The organism is Nocardia blacklockiae, assembly GCF_015477355.1.
Lineage (GTDB): Bacteria > Actinomycetota > Actinomycetes > Mycobacteriales > Mycobacteriaceae > Nocardia > Nocardia blacklockiae.
This window is the reverse complement of the sequence record NZ_JADLRJ010000005.1, coordinates 597,175-614,738: the sequence shown is the minus strand read 5'-3', so window position 1 is coordinate 614,738 and position 17,564 is coordinate 597,175. Positions and strand designations below refer to the sequence as shown.

Annotated in this window: 16 protein-coding genes and 1 tRNA gene; 5 read left to right on the top strand and 12 right to left on the bottom strand. The window is 70.3% G+C overall.

Annotated elements, in window-relative coordinates; genetic code table 11:
* Positions 1 to 70 precede the first annotated feature (70 nt).
* Positions 71 to 337, bottom strand: coding sequence for a cell division protein CrgA (gene crgA / locus IU476_RS19070; RefSeq protein WP_195101883.1), 267 nt, complete (start codon positions 335 to 337; stop codon positions 71 to 73).
* A 161-nt stretch (positions 338 to 498) separates the two neighbouring features.
* On the opposite strand from crgA, the gene IU476_RS19065 reads away from it, so the two are divergent.
* Genes IU476_RS19065 through IU476_RS19055 form a run of 3 tightly spaced genes read left to right on the top strand, consistent with a single transcriptional unit; the run spans position 499 to position 2,354 of the window.
* Positions 499 to 1,137 (top strand): aminodeoxychorismate/anthranilate synthase component II, encoded by a 639-nt coding sequence (locus tag IU476_RS19065; protein WP_195101881.1) that lies wholly within the window; start codon positions 499 to 501, stop codon positions 1,135 to 1,137.
* Positions 1,138 to 1,161: 24 nt separating this feature from the next.
* Positions 1,162 to 1,872 carry a RibD family protein gene (locus tag IU476_RS19060; RefSeq protein WP_195101880.1) on the top strand — a complete coding sequence of 237 codons (711 nt, stop codon included), beginning with the start codon at positions 1,162 to 1,164 and terminating at the stop codon, positions 1,870 to 1,872.
* Positions 1,869 to 2,354, top strand: coding sequence for a dCMP deaminase (locus tag IU476_RS19055; RefSeq protein ID WP_324194123.1), 486 nt, complete (start codon positions 1,869 to 1,871; stop codon positions 2,352 to 2,354). Before IU476_RS19060 ends, IU476_RS19055 begins: the two co-directional genes overlap by 4 nt.
* A gap of 6 nt (positions 2,355 to 2,360) precedes the next feature.
* Here the strand turns inward: IU476_RS19055 and pknB are convergent, their stop codons facing one another.
* The 7 genes from pknB to IU476_RS19020 form a co-directional block, all read right to left on the bottom strand.
* Positions 2,361 to 4,262, bottom strand: a complete 1,902-nt coding sequence (gene pknB, locus IU476_RS19050) for a Stk1 family PASTA domain-containing Ser/Thr kinase (RefSeq protein WP_195101879.1) — start codon at positions 4,260 to 4,262, stop codon at positions 2,361 to 2,363.
* Positions 4,259 to 5,803 carry a protein kinase domain-containing protein gene (locus IU476_RS19045; RefSeq protein ID WP_195101878.1) on the bottom strand — a complete coding sequence of 515 codons (1,545 nt, stop codon included), beginning with the start codon at positions 5,801 to 5,803 and terminating at the stop codon, positions 4,259 to 4,261. Before IU476_RS19045 ends, pknB begins: the two co-directional genes overlap by 4 nt.
* A gap of 66 nt (positions 5,804 to 5,869) precedes the next feature.
* Positions 5,870 to 7,336, bottom strand: a complete 1,467-nt coding sequence (locus IU476_RS19040) for a peptidoglycan D,D-transpeptidase FtsI family protein (RefSeq protein WP_195101877.1) — start codon at positions 7,334 to 7,336, stop codon at positions 5,870 to 5,872.
* Entirely contained in the window at positions 7,333 to 8,802 is a 1,470-nt protein-coding gene (locus tag IU476_RS19035; RefSeq protein WP_195101876.1) for an FtsW/RodA/SpoVE family cell cycle protein, read from the bottom strand. Before IU476_RS19035 ends, IU476_RS19040 begins: the two co-directional genes overlap by 4 nt.
* Positions 8,802 to 10,241 (bottom strand): protein phosphatase 2C domain-containing protein, encoded by a 1,440-nt coding sequence (locus IU476_RS19030; protein WP_195101875.1) that lies wholly within the window; start codon positions 10,239 to 10,241, stop codon positions 8,802 to 8,804. The genes IU476_RS19035 and IU476_RS19030 overlap by 1 nt, the downstream gene beginning before the upstream one ends.
* Positions 10,238 to 10,705 (bottom strand): FHA domain-containing protein FhaB/FipA, encoded by a 468-nt coding sequence (locus tag IU476_RS19025; RefSeq protein ID WP_187686012.1) that lies wholly within the window; start codon positions 10,703 to 10,705, stop codon positions 10,238 to 10,240. Before IU476_RS19025 ends, IU476_RS19030 begins: the two co-directional genes overlap by 4 nt.
* A gap of 186 nt (positions 10,706 to 10,891) precedes the next feature.
* The gene (locus IU476_RS19020) at positions 10,892 to 12,280 is read right to left on the bottom strand and encodes an FHA domain-containing protein (protein ID WP_195101873.1); all 1,389 of its coding nucleotides are present in this window, start codon (positions 12,278 to 12,280) and stop codon (positions 10,892 to 10,894) included.
* Positions 12,281 to 12,532: 252 nt separating this feature from the next.
* On the opposite strand from IU476_RS19020, the gene IU476_RS19015 reads away from it, so the two are divergent.
* Positions 12,533 to 12,618 (top strand) — tRNA-Leu (locus IU476_RS19015).
* Between the two features lie 146 nt (positions 12,619 to 12,764).
* Here the strand turns inward: IU476_RS19015 and IU476_RS19010 are convergent.
* The 4 genes from IU476_RS19010 to IU476_RS18995 form a co-directional block, all read right to left on the bottom strand.
* The gene (locus IU476_RS19010; protein ID WP_195101871.1) at positions 12,765 to 13,598 is read right to left on the bottom strand and encodes an EamA family transporter; all 834 of its coding nucleotides are present in this window, start codon (positions 13,596 to 13,598) and stop codon (positions 12,765 to 12,767) included.
* A 5-nt stretch (positions 13,599 to 13,603) separates the two neighbouring features.
* The gene (locus IU476_RS19005; protein ID WP_195101869.1) at positions 13,604 to 14,119 is read right to left on the bottom strand and encodes a MarR family winged helix-turn-helix transcriptional regulator; all 516 of its coding nucleotides are present in this window, start codon (positions 14,117 to 14,119) and stop codon (positions 13,604 to 13,606) included.
* 70 nt (positions 14,120 to 14,189) lie between these two features.
* The gene (locus IU476_RS19000) at positions 14,190 to 14,849 is read right to left on the bottom strand and encodes a phosphate signaling complex PhoU family protein (RefSeq protein WP_195101867.1); all 660 of its coding nucleotides are present in this window, start codon (positions 14,847 to 14,849) and stop codon (positions 14,190 to 14,192) included.
* An 883-nt stretch (positions 14,850 to 15,732) separates the two neighbouring features.
* Complete coding sequence (locus IU476_RS18995; RefSeq protein WP_195101865.1) at positions 15,733 to 16,710, bottom strand: stage II sporulation protein M; 978 nt, start codon at positions 16,708 to 16,710, stop codon at positions 15,733 to 15,735.
* 45 nt (positions 16,711 to 16,755) lie between these two features.
* Between IU476_RS18995 and IU476_RS18990 the strand changes: the two genes are divergently transcribed.
* Complete coding sequence (locus IU476_RS18990) at positions 16,756 to 17,547, top strand: RDD family protein (RefSeq protein ID WP_195101863.1); 792 nt, start codon at positions 16,756 to 16,758, stop codon at positions 17,545 to 17,547.
* Positions 17,548 to 17,564: the final 17 nt, after the last annotated feature.

Sequence of the window (17,564 nt, the reverse complement as noted above, 5' to 3'; positions counted from 1 at the left end):
CCCCACCTGCTCCTCGAGTTGTCCACAGATTCATCCACAAGTGTGCATTAACTACACGGATGTAGCCCGGTCAGCGCCACCGCATCGTCATGATCAGGCCGATCACCATGAGCCCGAACCCGATCAAGAAGTTCCACGCGTTGAGGTTGGCCATCCACTCGATCTTGTCGTTGGCCAGGTAGTACACCAGCAGCCACACCAGCCCGGCCAGCATGAAACCGAGCATGATGGCGACGTACCAGACCGGCGACGGGCCGCCCTTCACCTTCACCGGGGTGCGACTGGCCGGGTTGATCGTGTAGTCGGTCTTCTTGCGGCGGACCTTCGACTTGGGCATGACGTCCTCGTATTCGGCGTACAGGTCGTACCGGCGGAGCAGGCCGCCGAGTCTGTCTAAAGGCTATCCCAGCTGGGTATACCCGTCCGGTTCGGACCGTTGTCGGGCGCCTGGCCAGGTATTCCCGCGACGGCCGCGCGGGCGCCACGTACCCTCGAACCATGCGTGTACTGGTCGTCGACAATTACGACAGCTTCGTCTTCAACCTGGTGCAGTACCTGGGCCAGCTCGGGGTCGAGGCGACGGTCTGGCGCAACGACGACCCGCAACTGGCGAATGCGGACGAGGTGGTCACCGGCTTCGACGGTGTGCTGATCAGCCCCGGCCCCGGCACGCCGGATCGCGCGGGCAAGAGCATCGACCTGGTGCACGCGTGCGCCGCACACCGGGTGCCGCTGCTCGGCGTGTGCCTCGGGCACCAGGCCATCGGCGCGGCCTTCGGCGCGACCGTCACCCGCGCGCCCGAGCTGCTGCACGGCAAGACCAGTTCGGTGTTCCACGTCGGCGCGGGCGTGCTGGCCGGGTTGCCGGATCCGTTCACCGCCACCCGCTACCACTCGCTGACCGTGCTCGAGGACACCCTGCCCGAGGACATCGAGGTGCTCGGCCGCACCGAGAGCGGCATCGTCATGGCGATGCGGCACCGCACGCTCCCCGTGCACGGCGTGCAGTTCCACCCGGAGTCCGTGCTCACCCAGGGCGGGCACCGGATGCTGGCCAACTGGCTCGGCGTGTGCGGCGAGCGTCCCGCGGAGGGGCTCGTCGAGCAGTTGGAAGCGGAGGTCGCGGCGCTGGTCTGACGGCCGGCGTGGTGTGATCACGGTATGAGCGCCCGGCCGTACGTCCTGCTGTCGGTGGCGGTGAGCGTCGACGGCTACCTCGACGACGCGAGTCCCGAGCGATTGCTGCTGTCCGGCCCGGAGGACTTCGACCGGGTCGATGCCCTGCGCGCCGAATACGACGCCATCCTGGTCGGCGCGGAGACGCTGCGGCGTGACGACCCGCGGCTGCTGGTGCGCGACGCCGGCCGCCGGGCCCGGCGGGTCGCCGCGGGACGTCCGGAGCATCCGCTGAAGATCGTCGTCACCGCGGGCGGCGAACTGGATCCCGGGTTGCGGTTCTTCCACACCGGCGACGCCCGGCTGGTCTACACCACCGACCGGGGCTCCGCGCGCGCCGCCGCGCCGCTCGCCGGTCTGGCCGAGGTCGTATCCCTCGGCGCCACAATAGATTTCGCCGCCCTGCTCGACGACCTGGGTAGGCGCGGCGTCACCCGGCTGATGGTGGAGGGCGGCGGGCGCGTCCACACCGCCTTCCTGGCCGCCGACCTCGCCGACGAGCTGCTGCTGGCCGTCGCCCCGTTGCTGGTCGGTGACTCCGGCGCGCCGCGGTTTCTGCATCCGGCCGCCTTCCCCGGCGGGCCGCGGCGCAGAATGGAACTGGCGGATGTCGGCCGCGTCGGGGACGTGGCCCTGCTGCGGTATCTGCCGAGGGGGACCGACGGAGGACCGCACGACAGGGGAACGGTGCTGTGACATCACATTTCGCGGAGCTGGGCCCGGAAGCCCAGAAGACACACCGGTTCTGGATGCACCACGCGATCGGCCTGGCCCGGCTGTGCCCGCGCAGCCCGACCGCCTTCTCGGTCGGCGCGGTCGTCGTCGGCGCCGACGGAATCGAACTGGCACACGGCTATTCGCGCGAAACCGACCTCAAGGTGCACGCGGAGGAATCCGCGCTGAACAAGCTCGGTGACGACCCGCGCCTGCCCGAGGCCACCCTCTACAGCACCCTCGAACCGTGCTCTCAGCGCGCCTCGACCGACCGCGCCCCCTGCACCGACCGCATCCTCGCGGCCGGCCTCACCCGCGTCGTCATCGCCTGGCGCGAGCCCGCCACCTTCGTCGACAACTGCGTCGGCGTGGAAAAGCTGCGCGAACACGGCATCGAGGTGATCGAACTCCCCGACCTGGCCGCCGAGGCCATGTCGATGAACCGCCACCTCGACCTGTCGTAACGGCCGTCAGGGCGGCCCGATCACACCGGTCACGATGATGACGGTGCCGTTGCGGCTCAGTGCGGAACCGGCCTTCGGCTGCTGATCGACGATGCGGCCGACATTGCCCGCGTCGAAGGTGCCCTGCGTGGTCTGCTGGATCTGCCCGGCGCCACCGGACCAGCCCGCCGAGCGCAGTTTGTCCACCGCCTGCGACGGCGTCATCCCGACCAGGTTCGGCATCTGGATCTGGTCGTTGGACACCTGCACCGTGATGGTGGAACCGCGGTCGGCCATCGAGCCGCCCGCCGGATCGGTGGAGATCACCTCGCCACCGGGCCGCGACGACGTCACCTTCTGGATGACGACCTTGAAGCCGGCGCTCTGGGTGAGGTTGGGTTCGGCCACGTCGATCGGCTGGCCGACCACGTCGGGGACGCGCACCTGCTCCGGGCCCTTGCCGAGGGTGATCTTGACGGCGGTGCCGGTGTCGATGCGCGAGCCGGCGGACGGGTCGGTGCGGATGACCTTGTCCTTGTCCTCGGCGCTGGACCAGTCGCGTTGGATGTTGCCGTCGAGGAGCAGGCCCGAGGCCTTGAGTTGCTGTTCGGCCTGCTGCTGGGTGAGCTGGGCGAGCTGCGGCACGGGGACCAGCTGGGGTCCGGTGGACACCAGGATGGTGATGGTGCTGCCCTTGGGCGCGCGGGAGCCGCCGAGCGGCTGGGTGGCGATGACGTTGCCGATTGCCACCTTGCTGTCGGCCTTGTCCTGGGTGGCCACGTTGAATCCGGCCTTCTGCAGTTCGTCCTGCGCCACCTGGGCCGACTTGTTCGACAGGTCCGGCACGGCCACCTGGTCCGGCTTGCTACCGGGGCCGACCAGGAACCAGAACAGCGCGAAGATCGCCGCGACACCGGCCAGCACCGCGCCCGCGAGCACGGCGACGCGGCGCGTATCGCGGGGCTCCTCGCCGTCGGGCTCATCGATGTCGTCGCGCTCGACCGTGCGGTAGCTGCGCGGCGAGGAATCCATGCTGCCGAGGATGGTGGTGCGGTCCTCGTCGGTCATCACCATCGGCGCGTGCGGCTTCTGTCCGCCCAGCACCCGGATCAGGTCGGCGCGCATCTCCGCGGCGGTCTGGTAGCGGTTGGCCGGATTCTTGGCCATCGCCTTGAGGATGACCGAATCCAGTTCGCGCGGCACTCCCGGATTCACCAGCGACGGCAGCCGGGGATCCTCCCGCACGTGCTGATACGCCACCGCAACCGGCGAGTCGCCGGTGAAAGGCGGTTCGCCCGTGAGGATCTCGAACAGCACGCAGCCGACCGAGTACACGTCGGAGCGGGCGTCGACCTGTTCGCCGCGGGCCTGCTCGGGCGAAAGGTATTGCGCCGTACCGATCACCGCGGCGGTCTGGGTCATCGGGTTGGAGCTGTCGGCGATCGCGCGCGCGATGCCGAAGTCCATCACCTTCACCGCGCCCTGCCGGTTGATCATGATGTTGGCCGGCTTCATGTCGCGGTGCACGATGCCGTTCTTGTGGCTGAAATCCAGTGCGGCGCAGACGTCGGCGATGACCTCCATCGCGCGCCGCGGCGGCAGCGGGCCCTTGCCGCGCACCATGTCGCGCAGGGTGTCGCCGTCGACGTACTCCATCACGATGTAGGGCAGCGGCCCGCCGTCGACCTCGGCCTCGCCGGTGTCGTACACGGCCACGATGGCCGGGTGGTTCAGCGCGGCCGCGTTCTGGGCCTCGCGCTTGAACCGCAGGTAGAAGGTGGGGTCGCGGGCCAGGTCGGCGCGCAGCACCTTGATCGCGACGTCGCGTCCGAGGCGCAGGTCGCGGGCCTTGTGCACCTCGGACATCCCGCCGAACCCGATGATCTCGCCCAGCTCGTAGCGCGAGGAGAGGTTCTTCGGGGTCGTCATGGCAGTCCTTGCGGTGCGAGGGCCGGTGAACTACTGCTGTTGTCGGACTGGTTCTCGGTGGTGCCGCGGGAGCCGTTCCCGGTGGTGCCGTGCGTGCCGTTGCGGCCGTAGGTGGTGTCCACGCCCGGGATGTTCGGCAATGGTATTTCGAACGTCGTGCGGGGAGCGCGACCCGTGGTCGTCGGCGCGGTGGTCGTCGGCCGCTGGGTCGTGGTGCTGGACGGCGGCGGCGTGGTCGTGGTCGTCGGCGGCTGCGTCGTGGTCGGCGGCTCGGTCGTGGTGGTGACCGGCGGCTGGTAGTAGGTCGTCGGCGGTTCGGTGGTCGTCGTCGGCGGCGCAGGCGGCGGGGCGACGACCGAGGTCGGCGACTTCGGCGTCACCGTGGACTCCGGCGGCTTGCCGCTGAGCAGCACCCACGCCGCGATCCCGCCGAGCACCAGCGCGCCGATGCCCAGCCCGGCGAGCGCCTTCTGGCCGTTGCCGAACCGCGACTTGTCCTCGTCGCCCGGCGGCACGGACGCACCGGTCCGGCCGGCCATCACCGCGGTGCCGGGCGGTTGTGCCTGTGCCCGAGCGGCATTCGGGTTCGTGTAGCGCATCGTGGCGTCGTCGTAGTCGCCGCGGGGGAGCACGGTGGTCGGGCCGGGCGGCAGCACCCGGGCGGAACCGGTCTGCGGCGCGTGCCCGATGCTGCGCGGCGGAGGTGGGCGGCGACCGGAGCGCACGGCGGACACCGCGTCGGCGAACTCGCCGCCGCTGCCGTAGCGCCGGGACGGATCCTTGGCCATCGTGATCTCGATGAGTTCGCGCACGTTCGGCGGCAGGTCCGCCGGCATCGGCGGCGGGGTGTCGCGCACGTGCTTCATCGCGACGGTCAGCGCGCCGTCGCCGGTGAACGGGCGCTGCCCGGACAGCGCCTCGTAGCCGACCACGCCGAGCGAATACACGTCACTGGCCGAGGTGGCGTCCTCGCCGGTGGCCTGCTCGGGCGCGATGTACTGGGCGGTGCCCATCACCATGCCGGTCTTGGTCACCGGCGAGGCGTCGACCGCCTTGGCGATGCCGAAGTCGGTGATCTTCACCTGACCGGTCGGCGTGACCAGGATGTTGCCCGGCTTGACGTCGCGGTGCACGACACCGGCGGCATGCGCCACCTCCAGCGCCCGCCCGGTCTGCTCCAGCATGTCCAGGCCCTGGGCCACCGACAGCCGGCCGAGCCGGTTGAGCACCGCGTTGAGCGGCTCGCCCTGGACCAATTCCATGACCAGATAGGCGGTTTCGCCGCCCTGCGGGTCGTAGGTCTCGCCGTAGTCGTAGATCCCCGCGATACCGGGATGGTTCAACTGCGCGGTCGTCTTGGCCTCGGTCCGGAACCGGTGCCGGAAGGTCGGATCCGCGGAGAACTCCGCCTTGAGCACCTTGACCGCGACGCGGCGGTCCAGCCGGGTGTCCAGGGCCTCCCACACCTGGCCCATGCCGCCGGTGGCGATCAGCCGTTGCAGTCGGTAGCGGTCCGCGATCATCGCACCGTTGTTCAGCATTGCAGCCCCCGTAGGCTCTGTTTCACTACGCCCGAACCGCACAGGCGTACTAGCACGTTCATCTGGTCAGCCCCCCTGGAGTCCGGCGTCGAGAACCGCCCGGGCCACGGGTGCGGCGACCGATCCGCCGGTGGCCGCGAGTGCGCGGTCGCCGCCGTTCTCCACGATGACCGCGATCGCGATCTTCGGGTTCTGGGCCGGCGCGAAGGCCGTGTACCAGGCGTGCGGCGGGGTGTTGCGCGGATCGCTGCCGTGTTCGGCCGTCCCGGTCTTGGACGCGATCTGGTAGGGGCGTGACTGGTTCCCTCCGGCTGTGTTCTTCTCCGACGCGATCATCAGGTTGGTCAGTTCCGTGGCGACCGGGGCACTGATCGCCTGACCGACGGAGACCGGCTTGGTCTTGGTGAGCTCGCTCAGGTCCGGGCCCTGCAGCTGGTCGACCAGGTGCGGTTCCATCCGGACTCCGCCGTTGGCGACGGTGGCCGCGATGACCGCGTCGTCGAGCGGCGTCAGCGCCACGTCGCGCTGCCCGATGCTGCTCTGCGCCAGCGACGGGTTGTCCGGAATGGTGCCGACGGTGCTGTCGGCCCACTGGATCGGGATGCCCGCGTGCGCGCCGATGCCGAACGCGGCCGCCTCGTCCTTGAGCTTCGCCGCGCCCACCTTCATGCCGATCTCGGCGAAGGCGGTGTTGCAGGAGAGCCGGAAGGCGTCGTACAGCGAGGCCGTGGCGCCGCCGCCGCAGGTGGAGCCGTTGTAGTTCTCCAGCGTGGTGTTGGTGCCCGGCAGTGTGATGTTCGGCGCGGCGGTGAACTGGTCCTCGGGCTTGATGCCCATCGACAGCGCGGCCGCGGTCGTCACGATCTTGAATGTCGAGCCGGGCGGATAGGTCTGGGAGACAGCGCGATTGAGCATCGGCTGGGACTCGTCGGACGACAGCGACTCCCAGGCCTGGGTGCTTTTGGCGCCGTCGTGGCCGGACAGCTGGTTGGGGTCGTAGCTGGGCGTGGACACCATGGTCAGGATGCGGCCGGTGCTCGGCTCGATCGCGACCACCGAGCCGGTGTAGCCCTTGCTGGTCAGCTGCTCGTAGGCGACCTGCTGCATCGCCGGATTGATGGTGGTGACCACGTTGCCGCCGCGCGGGTCGCGCCCGGAGATCATGTCCACCAGCCGGCGGCCGAACAGCGCGCTGTCGGAGCCGTTGAGCACCGAGTCCTCGGCACGCTCGAGCCCGGTGCTGCCGTACTGCATCGAGTAGAAGCCGGTGACCGGGGCGTAGGCGGCCGGGTCGGTGGGGTAGGTGCGCAGGTACTTGTACCGGTCCTCGGTGGCGATCGAGCTGGCGAGCACCGCGCCGCCGCCGGAGATCTGGCCGCGCTGGCGGGAGTACTCGTCGAGCAGCACCCGCGAGTTGCGCGGATCGTTGCGCAGGCTGTCGGCCTTGATGACCTGGACGTAGGTGGCGTTGGCCAGCAGCGCGACGATCATGATCATCACGGCCAGGGCGACGCGGCGCAGGGGAGTGTTCACACCGCTTCTCCTTTCGACCGGATGAGTTCGGTCTGCGCGTCCGCGATCGGGGCCTGTTGCTCGCGCCGCCGGGACGGGGCCGGTGCCCGCGCGGCGTCGGAGATCTTCACCAGCAACGCCAGCAGCGCGTAGTTGGCCAGCAGCGAGGAGCCGCCGTAGGACACGAACGGGGTGGTGAGACCGGTCAGCGGGATCAGCTTGGTGACACCGCCGACGACGACGAAGACCTGCACGGCGATGGTGAACGACAACCCGGCGGCCAGCAGCTTGCCGAAGCTGTCACGCACCGCGAGCGCCGTGCGCAGCCCGCGCACCACGAAGATCGCGAACAGCATCAGCACCGCGGTCAGCCCGATCAGCCCGAGTTCCTCGCCGATGGTCGCGACGATGAAGTCGGTCTTGGCGAAGGGCACCTGCGAGGGCCGCCCGCTGCCCAGGCCGGTACCGGCCAGCCCGCCGGTGGCCAGCCCGAACAACGACTGGGAGATCTGGTAGCCGGTGCTGTTGTAGTCCGCGAACGGGTGCAGCCAGGTGGCCACGCGCACCCGCACGTGTCCGAAGCTGTTGTAGGCGATGAAGAATCCGACCGCGAGCAGCAGGCCGCCGACCAGCAGCCAGCCCACCCGCTCGGTGGCGATGTAGAGCAGCGCCAGCACGGTCGCGAAGATCAGCAGCGAGGTGCCCAGGTCCTTTTCGAACACGAGCACGAGCAGGCACACCAGCCAGACGCCGAGGATGGGCCCGAGGTCGCGGCCGCGCGGCAGTTCCATGCCGAGCACCCGCCGGCCGGCGGCGGTGAACAGCTCGCGCTTGGCCACCAGCACCGACGCGAAGAAGATGATCAGCAGGATCTTGGAGAACTCGCCCGGCTGCATGCTGAACCCCGGCAGCCGGATCCAGATCTTGGCGCCGTTGGTCTCGGAGAACGCGCTGGGCAGCAGCGCGGGAATGGCCAGCGCCACCAGGCCGAGCAGGCCCAGGGTGTAGCTGTAGCGCGCGAGCGTGCGGTAGTCGCGCAGCAGCACCAGCAGCGCGACGAACAGCGCGATCCCGAACGCCGTCCACAGCACCTGCTGGTTGGCGTCCGGCGAGGGCATCGGCCAGGAGTTGTAGGCGGCGGTCTGCTCGTCGGCCAGGTCCAGGCGATGGATCAGCACCAGCCCGACGCCGTTGAGCAGCGCCACGATCGGCAGCAGCAGCGGATCCGCGAACGGCGCGAACCGCCGCACCGCCAGGTGCGCGACCCCGAACAGGCCCAGGTAGGCCAGGCCCAGCTTGGCGAGATCCCAGGTGACCTCCTGGTCCTGGCTGGCCTCCACCAGCACCAGCGCCACGGTGGTGATCACCACCGCGCCGCCGAGCAGCAACGCCTCGACGTTGCGCCGCGTCGTCGGTGGTGGCGCGGGAGCGAAGCCGCCCGGCGGGCTGGGGAAGGCCCCAGCGGACGGCGGTGCCGGTGCGGACATCAGTCCGCCTTCCTGCAGTTCTCCCCCGGAGTCTGCGGGGCCGGCGCGGAGGTGGTCGGCGGGACCGGCTGTTGAGCGGGGGCGTTGGTGGGTCCGGGGTTGGCCGGGCTCGGCGTGGGGGTGGCCGCGTTCGGGTCGACCGCCGGCGCCGGGATCGGCACGGGGACCGGCTTCACGCAGGCGGGCAACAACTCCGAGGTGGTGAGCTTCTCGAGCTGGCGGTGCGTTTCGGCGAAGGTGCCGGGCTGCAGGCCGTTGTTCACGACCTTGTCGCGGCCGGTCTGCTTGAGGTCGGTGACCTGCAGCTGCTTGCAGCCGGACGGGAAGTTGTTGCCGGGGCGCAGCAGGCTCAGCCGGCCGTCGTGGTCGACGCACGCCAGCTGGTCGACGTCGCGGATCGAGTAACCCAGCACCGAGCCGGGCAGCCCGCGCATGATGACCACGCTGTTGTTGTCGGTCCCGACGTAGTAGTTGCTGCGAATCATCTTGTAGCCCACCACGAGTCCGACCACCACGGCCAGGATCAGCGCCAGCGACAGCAGGATCCAGCGCAGCTTGTGGCTCTTGCGCGGGGCGGGCGGTTCGGCGGCCACGGGAGCCCGGCGGGGCGCGGCACGCGGCGGGCGCATCGCCGCGGCGCGGCCGGCGGCGGTGTTGGGCGGCGGCGCGTCCTCGTCCTCGCCGGACGCGGCGCCGGCCACGATCGGGTGGCTCTGGCCGTAGTCCAGGTCGATGACGTCCGCGACGACGACGGTCACGTTGTCCGGTCCGCCGCTGCGCAGCGCCAGTTCGATCAGCCGGTCGGCGGCCTCGTCGGTGCTGCCCTCGCGCAGCGTGTTGGCCATCGTCTCGTCGCTGACCACGTCGGACAGGCCGTCGGAGCAGAGTAGGTAGCGGTCGCCCGCGCGAGCCTCGCGCATGGTCAGCGTCGGCTCGATCTCGTTGCCCGTGAGCGCGCGCATGATCAGCGAGCGCTGCGGGTGGGTGTGCGCCTGCTCGGGCGTGATGCGGCCCTCGTCGACCAGCGACTGCACGAAGGTGTCGTCGCGGGTGATCTGGGCGAGTTCGCCGCCGCGCAGCATGTACGCGCGGGAGTCGCCGATGTGGGCGAGGCCGAGTTTCTTGCCCGCGAACAGGATGGCGGTGAGCGTGGTGCCCATGCCGTCGAGTTCGGGTTCCTCCTCGACCTGATCCGCGATGGCGGCGTTGCCCTCGCGCACCGCGCGGTCGAGCTTGCCGAGCAGATCGTCGCCGGGTTCGTCGTCGTCGAGATGGGCCAGCGCGGCGATCATCAACTGGGAGGCGACCTCGCCGGCCGCGTGCCCGCCCATGCCGTCGGCGAGCGCGAGCAGGCGCGCGCCGGCGTAGACGGAATCCTCGTTGTTGGCCCGGACGAGACCACGGTCGCTGCGCGCTGCGTAGCGGAGAACAAGAGTCACGATCGCAGCTCGATCACTGTCTTACCGACACGGACAGGGGTGCCGAGCGGAACTCGGACGGGGGTGGTGACCTTCGCTCGATCGAGGTAGGTCCCGTTGGTGGAGCCTAAGTCTTCCACGTACCAGTCGTCACCGCGCGGTGAGAGCCGCGCGTGCCTGGTCGACGCGTAGTCGTCGGTCAGCACGAGAGTGGAGTCGTCGGCACGGCCGATGAGTACCGGTTGGGTACCCAGCGTGATGCGCGTGCCTGCGAGTGAACCCTGAGTCACCACGAGATGTCTGGCGCCCTTCTGGCCGCGGCTGAAGGATGGCAGCACCGCGGAACCGCGTGCGGCCCGGGGCTGGATCCGAATGCCGGATGCCGCATAGATGTCGCTGCGCAGGGTGCGGAGCACCGCCCAGACGAACAACCACAACAGCAGCAGGAACCCCGCACGGGTCAGTTGCAGGATCAGTCCCTGCACGGCGCTCCACCTCCTGTTCGACCGGTGCCGTTGGTACGGTTCGACCCCCAACCGGCGTGCTGGTCAGCACGGCCCGGCTGCCGAGCGAATGGTGGCAGCATAATAGGGTCGACGACCGGTTGCGATCACGATACGGCCGAGGACTTCTCGGGCCCCATCGTGACCTGCACCGGCGAGCTTACGGGATCAGACGATCCGGATCAGGATCTCCGAATGCCCGGCGCGGATGACATCACCGTCGGCGAGCTGCCAATCCTGCACGGGCGAGCCGTTGACCAGCGTTCCGTTGGTCGATCCGAGGTCGGAGAGCATGGCCACCTGGCCGTCCCAGCGGACCTCGATGTGGCGGCGGGAGACCCCGGTGTCGGGCAGCCGGAAGTGCGCGTCCTGGCCGCGGCCGATGATGTTGCTGCCTTCCCGCAGCTGGTAGGTGCGGCCGCTGCCGTCGTCCAGCTGCAAGGTGGCGGAGTAGCCCGAACCGCTGCGCGGGGGCTGCTGCGGCTGCGCGGGCGCGGCGCCGTATCCGGGCTGCTGCTGGCCGTAGGCCTGATCGGCGTACCCGGCCTGGGCGTACCCGGCCTGCTCGTAGCCGCCCTGGTCGGCGTAGCCCTGCTCGTAGCCGGCAGGCGCCTGGCCGTAGCCCTGGCCCGCGTAACCCTGCTCGTACCCGGCCGGGGCCTGGCCGTAGGCCTGCTGCTGCTGGCCGTAGTCCTGGTTCGGGTAGCCCTGCTGCCCGTAACCCTGGTCGTAGCCCTGGTCGGCGTAGCCCTGGTCGTACCCGCCCTGCTGCCCGTAGCCCTGGTCGGCGTAGCCCTGCTGGGCGTAGCCGCCCTGCTCGTATCCCGCCTGCTGGCCGTAGGCCGGATCGCTGTAGCCGGGCTGCCCGTAGCTGCCGCCACCCTGCTGGTAGTCGTAGCCGTTCTGGTAGTCGCCGTAGGCCTGCTGCGAGTCGGGCGCGGCGTAGTCGCTCGCGGCGGGGTACTGCCCGCCGCCGCGGCCGTAGTCGTAGTTCCCCGGACCGGGGCGGCCACCGGGCGGCGCGTACCCGCGGTTGCGTGGATCGGACTCCGCGGGCTCACGGCTGGGGTCGTAGCCTGAGTTCTGCGTCATGGGGCCAGCTCCTGGTTGCGGGTGTGCGGTTCGTTGTGCGGGTTGTCCAGGCCGGTCGGGCGGCCGTCGGTCCGGCGTGTTCCGGCGGCCCGCGTCCGGGTCGACCCGGCCGCGCGTTCTGAACTGCCCGGTGTGCAGCGTAGGGGATGCCTGGAATTCGACGTGCACTTCGCCGTAGGTCTGCCAGCCCTGCTCACGGATGTAGTCCTGCAGATGCTTGGCGAACGCGCGACTGGTGAGCTCGTGATCGGCGTCGAGTTCTTGCAGGTCCGACGTGTTGATGGTGATCACGTAACTGTTGGGAGCCAGCAGGTGCCCACCCTCGAGTTCGGTGACCCGATCGGTGGCCTCGCGTTGCAGCGCCGCCTCCACCTCCTGCGGCACGACGCTGCCGCCGAAGACCCGGGCGAAGGCGTCGCCGACCGCGCCCTGCAGGCGGCGTTCGAAGCGTGACACGATCCCCATCCCGGTCCTCCCTTCGGCGCGCGCTCGTCCTGTCCTCTGTGTGGTCGCAGATCCCGCTGTCACCAATCCGCGACACACCGATAGGGCGTGTCGTCGGACCGACACGGTCTCTGCATGATATCCACGATCCTCCACACCTGTAACTCTCGGCGCTCCGGCGAAGTTCCCGTCGGGCAACGAGGCGGCTACAATGGCGCTGACCAGCCGATTTCATATCGACAACGGGTGCGTGATAACGTTTTCGAGTCGCTCGGGCGAGTGGCGGAATGGCAGACGCGCTGGCTTCAGGTGCCAGTGTCCTTCGGGACGTGGGGGTTCAAGTCCCCCTTCGCCCACCAGGCATCGAGGGCCCGGATCACCAGATCCGGGCCCTCGGTCGTTTCCGTGACCGTTCCGTGGCGCTCGGCTCTCGCGAAATGTTCGCGATATCACAGCTCCGAGACTCGCAGCGGTCGTCGCTCGCGGTTTCTCGTCAACCCCGGTATCAGAGCGCGAGCAGTACCACGGCGAGCGCGGCGATCCCCAGACCCGCCCACTGGGCGCGGGTGAGCCGCTCGCGCAGCACGGTGATGCCGAGCAGCACGGGAATCACCGGGTACAGCGACGAGAGCGCGACGGCGACGACGGCGAGCTGCCGTTGCGTGGCGTCGAGATAGGCCGCCAGCGCCAGCGCCGCGGTCACCCCGGCCAGCGCGGCCAGCAGGATCGGCCGGAGCACCACCTCGAACACCGCACGCGAACGCAGGACCAGCGGTATCAGCGCGCAGACGGCGGCGACCCGCCCGGCGGCCACCGGCCAGCACCCGGACACCGGATCGGCGTGTGCCAGCGCCAGATACTGGATCGCGATGCCCACGCCCGCGAAGAGGCCGTCGAGCACGGCCGCGCGCGACGCGGCGGGCGCGCTGTCGGGCGTGCGCGACACCAGCCACAGCGCCGGCAGCGCCGCCACGATCCCGAGGGCCGCCGCCGGCGTCGGCCGCTGACCCTCCACCAGGACACCGAACAGCACCGGCAGGCCCATCCCGGTCAGCGTGCTGGTCGGCACCACCGTGCTCATCGCGCCGCGACCGAGCCCGCGGAACAGTGCCGCCATGCCGGTCGCGGTGCCCAGCCCGGACAGCGCGCCCCAGGCCAGGTCGGCCGGGCGCGGCGGGCCCCCGGCGGTCGCCCCGGCGAGCAGCACGGCGACGACCAGTCCGGCGGCTTGGCCGAGTAGCGCGGTGACGGCGAAATGTATACGCCGCGAGGCGAGTCCGCCGAGATAGTCGGAGATGCCGTAGAGGACGGCGGAGGCGAGGGCCGGCAGCCAGGTCATCGCGCTCACCCGGACCGGTCGCGCTCGGCCTGCCCTACGGGACAGACGCTTTCGTGCGTGCAGGCCCGCCGGTCACACAGCCGGCAGAGCAGGTCCGCCGCGGGGATCTCGTCGTAGACGCGGGTCAGCAGTGTGCCGAGGATCCGGTCGAGGTGGGCGCGGTCGGCCTCGTCGAGGGTGGCGGTGAGGTCTGCCAGCCAGTCGGTGCGCGCCCGCAGAACCGTTGCGGCCCTGCGCCTTCCGGTAGCGGTCAGCGCGACCGCGCTGGTGCGGCCGGCTCGGGTCCGGCGCACCAGGCCCGCGCTCTCCAGCGAGTCCAGGGTGCGGGTGGCGGCGGACTGGGTCAGGCCGAGGCAGCCGCCGAGTTCGGTCACCCCCTTCGGGCCGCCCTCGAGCAGCACCACCAGCGCCGCCGACGCGCTCGGACTCGTCTTCGTCCGCGCGGTCACCTCGCGAATCATCTTGTCGCTGACGGCCAGCGCGGTCGCGCCGAGCAGATTCGCCAACCGTTCCGTATGCATGACTCATGCATTCCCGCGATCCCGGCGAGTAATCACGGGCACGTCGGCTGTTACGGGTGTCGGCGGCGGTTCAGTCCTCGGCCTGGGCCGACAGCGGAATTCCGGTGTGGAAGAAGTGGATCAGCCGCTCGATCCGCACGCAGTGGTCGGCGCAGCGCTCGTAGTGGTGGGCCAGCAGCGCGAGATCGACGGCCATGGCGCTGCCGTGCGGCCACGCGGGATCCGAGATCGCGGCCAGCACCTGCTGCTGTATCCCGGTCAGCCGGTCGTGGTCGGCGCCGGAACCGCCATCGGCGGACGGGCCGACGTCGGTGATGGCGCGCCCGGCGGCCGCGGCGAGGTCGGTGACGATCCGGCCGATCTCGTCGAGCAGGCGCAGAATCTCCGGCGGCGCTACGGGTTCCGGGTAGCGGTGCACCACGATGTCGGCGATGCGACTGGTCAGCCGGCTCAGCCGGGACAGGTCGTCGGCGATCTGCATCGCGGTCACGACGTGCCGCAGATCGCGGGCGACGGGCGCCTCCAGCGCGAGCAGGATCACCGCACGGTTCTCGCAGCCGCCGTGCAGGGCCTGTAACTGTTCGTCGATGGCGAGGACTTCGTACGCGGCGGTCAGATTGGCCTCCGCGACCGCGACCGCGGTGCGCTCGGTGGCCTCGTGCGCCAGGTCCGACAGGCGCGCCAGCTCACCGGTGAGCGCCGCGAGCTCGGAGGAGAATTTCGTCCGCACCGGCTTATCTTCGCCGTTCGCCTCCCGGCGTGCAGCGGTATGGTCCCGAAAAGCGTTGCCGCCATCGAGAACCCGCTGCTGAGCGGGTGTGCGGGCGATCGGAAGCGTTGCGCGTGAACAGGTTCGGCGCGCCGCTCGTGTCAATGACCCATGACGAGAAGGTCATCGGTGATCGCGCGGACCGCGAGGCATCGGGTCGCGCGCCGCAGGGCGGGCGTGGCCAGGCGTCTTGGCGGCGGCGCACGGTTACCTCGGTGTGATCTTCGCCGCACTCCCGGAGTCGTCCCGAGCGGGCGAGACAGTACTACGCGGGGGGTTGCGGGCGCACCTTATTAGTACAGCCGTCGCCGTTGTGACGAGGTTCAACAGATGTGCATCGGCGAAATACGTGTCATTACAGTACTGAAATCAAGCAACTCGGCCCGATAACAAACTTGAGGTTTGTTTAGCTGGGCGGCAACCTCGTGGACACCCGGTGGACCATTCGTGAACATCCAGATCACGGCGATCCTAACGCTGGACCATGCGGTAACCGAACCGGCCTGGCAAATGCGCATTTCGGGTCATCCGGGACGAAGCGGCGACAGCGAAATCGGGTGAATGGGAGGGACCGGATGGTTTGGTCGGACACACTGTCGGGCCGTGCGGGTGTGGCGGACGCTACATATTTGCGAAGGCGGCCCGGATCCCCTGACCCCGAGCCGTTTCCGGAGCGTTACCCAGACGTCCGGCAGCCGTGTGGCTGGTTGCATCGCGATAACGATTGTGTAGAGTTGACGGTAACGCTGGCCGCAGCTGAGCTGGACTCGCTGCGGCCAGTGGCTCTCAAATCCCCCGCCTCGATCATGGTCGGCGGCCACCCTCCCCGCAACCGATTTTCCGGTCACCCGGCGTTCGTGCGCCGATCGGTAGCTACCGCCTCCCGCACCGCACGGCGTCCGGCGGTCCAGACGTAACCGAGGAAACACAGCTCGGCCGCGGCGCCCAGGGCGATCCGCACGGCGGCGGGCAGGCCGCTCGGCGTCACGAAGCCCTCGATCAGGCCCGAAACCAGCAGCACCACAACCAGACCCAGCGCGATGGTGGCGGTGGCCCGGCCCTGGCGGGCGAGCGCCTGCGCGCGGCTGAGCCGGCCCGGATCGATCAGTGTCCACCCGAGCTTCAGGCCCGCGCCGCCCGCGACGAACACGGCGGTGAGCTCGAGCATGCCGTGCGGCAGGATGAATCCGAAGAACGCGTCCAGCCGGCCCGCGTCGGCCATCAGCCCGCCCGAGATGCCGAGATTCAGCGCGTTCATGAACAGTACGTAGGCCGCCGGCAGGATCAGCACCCCGGTGAACAGCGCCACCGCCGACACCCACGCGTTGTTGGTCCACACCTGCGCGGCGAACGCGTCGTGCGGATGTTCGGAGTAATAGGTCTCGAACCGCCCGCCCGGACCGGTGAGCACGTCGGTGTTCTGCGGGATGTCCAGCGCCCGCCGCGCGGCGGCCGAACCGGACACCCAGACACCGAGGCCGGTCGACACCGCGAGGAACACCACCGTCACGCCCGCCCACCACGGCCAGGCCCGGTACACCGCCGCCGGGAAGCCGTGCGTGAAGAACAGGCCGATCTCGCGCCGGACGTCGACGCGCGCGCCCAGGGCACGCCCGCGCGCCCGGGCCAGCAGCGCGCTGAGGCCGCGGATCAGCTCCGGGTCGGGGGAGTGCGACTGCAGGCGGGCCAGCTGCTGCGAGGTGCGGCGGTACAGCCGGACCAGTTCGTCGGCCTCGGCGCCGGACAACCGGCGCTGCCGAGTCAGCTGATCCAGCCGGTCCCACGCTCGCCGGTGCGCGTAGGCGTACGCGTCCACATCCATCGGTGCCCTCCCGCCGTCCCCGCAAGAGGCTAGTCTGTCTGCAGCATGGCCGTTTTCACTACCGGCGAGGCCGTCGCCCTGGACCTGCCGATCGCGCGCATCCCGACCCGGGCCGCGGCATTCCTGCTCGATGTGGTGCTGCAACTGGTGGTCGGGTGGCTGGTCGTGGTCGGGGTCTCGGTGGTGGTGGTGTGGCTGCGGCCTGACCCGGCGTGGCTCGACGTGGCGATGCTGGTGATCGTCGTGCTGGTGCTGGCCGGGTATCCGATCGTCTGCGAGACGCTGCTGCGCGGCCGCACCGTCGGCAAGCTGGCGCTGGGGCTGCGCGTGGTGCGTGCCGACGGCGGCCCCGTCGACTTCCGCCACGCGCTCACCCGCGGGCTGGCCGGGGCCATCGTCGACTTCTGGGCGCTCGGGGGCTTCGGGGCCGTCGCGGTGGTCACGTCGCTGTGCTCGCCGCGCGCCCGCCGCGTCGGCGACGTGCTCGCCGGGACGGTCGTCGTCCACGACCGCATCCGAGTGCCGTTGCCCGCCTTGGCCATCGCGCCGCCCTGGCTGCAAGGGTGGGCGCAGCGACTCGACCTGTCCGCGCTCACCGAGGAGCTGGCGCTGCCCGTCCGGCAGTACCTGACCCGCGCCCGCACGCTGACCCCCGAGGCCCACGCCGAACTCGGCCACGCCTTGGTCGTCGCCGTCTGCGCCCAGCTGCGGGTGCCCCCGCCCCCGGGCTATCCGCCGCTGCACATCCTGGGCGCGGTGATCGCGGAACGCCAACGCCGCACCCTCACCCCGGTCCCGCCTCCCGCGCCCCTCGCCGCCTGGGGCCGACCCGCGTAGCGACCGGCGGATTCGCG

Coding starts and splice junctions, on each gene's coding strand:
- IU476_RS19010 (WP_195101871.1), bottom strand. CDS start 13,598: ATGACCTGGCTGCCGGCCCTCGCCTCCGCCGTCCTCTACGGCATCTCC.
- IU476_RS19035 (WP_195101876.1), bottom strand. CDS start 8,802: ATGTCCGCACCGGCACCGCCGTCCGCTGGGGCCTTCCCCAGCCCGCCG.
- IU476_RS19060 (WP_195101880.1), top strand. CDS start 1,162: ATGAGCGCCCGGCCGTACGTCCTGCTGTCGGTGGCGGTGAGCGTCGAC.
- pknB (WP_195101879.1), bottom strand. CDS start 4,262: ATGACGACCCCGAAGAACCTCTCCTCGCGCTACGAGCTGGGCGAGATC.
- IU476_RS18995 (WP_195101865.1), bottom strand. CDS start 16,710: ATGGATGTGGACGCGTACGCCTACGCGCACCGGCGAGCGTGGGACCGG.
- IU476_RS18990 (WP_195101863.1), top strand. CDS start 16,756: ATGGCCGTTTTCACTACCGGCGAGGCCGTCGCCCTGGACCTGCCGATC.
- IU476_RS19020 (WP_195101873.1), bottom strand. CDS start 12,280: ATGGGGATCGTGTCACGCTTCGAACGCCGCCTGCAGGGCGCGGTCGGC.
- IU476_RS19045 (WP_195101878.1), bottom strand. CDS start 5,803: ATGCTGAACAACGGTGCGATGATCGCGGACCGCTACCGACTGCAACGG.
- IU476_RS19005 (WP_195101869.1), bottom strand. CDS start 14,119: ATGCATACGGAACGGTTGGCGAATCTGCTCGGCGCGACCGCGCTGGCC.
- crgA (WP_195101883.1), bottom strand. CDS start 337: ATGCCCAAGTCGAAGGTCCGCCGCAAGAAGACCGACTACACGATCAAC.
- IU476_RS19065 (WP_195101881.1), top strand. CDS start 499: ATGCGTGTACTGGTCGTCGACAATTACGACAGCTTCGTCTTCAACCTG.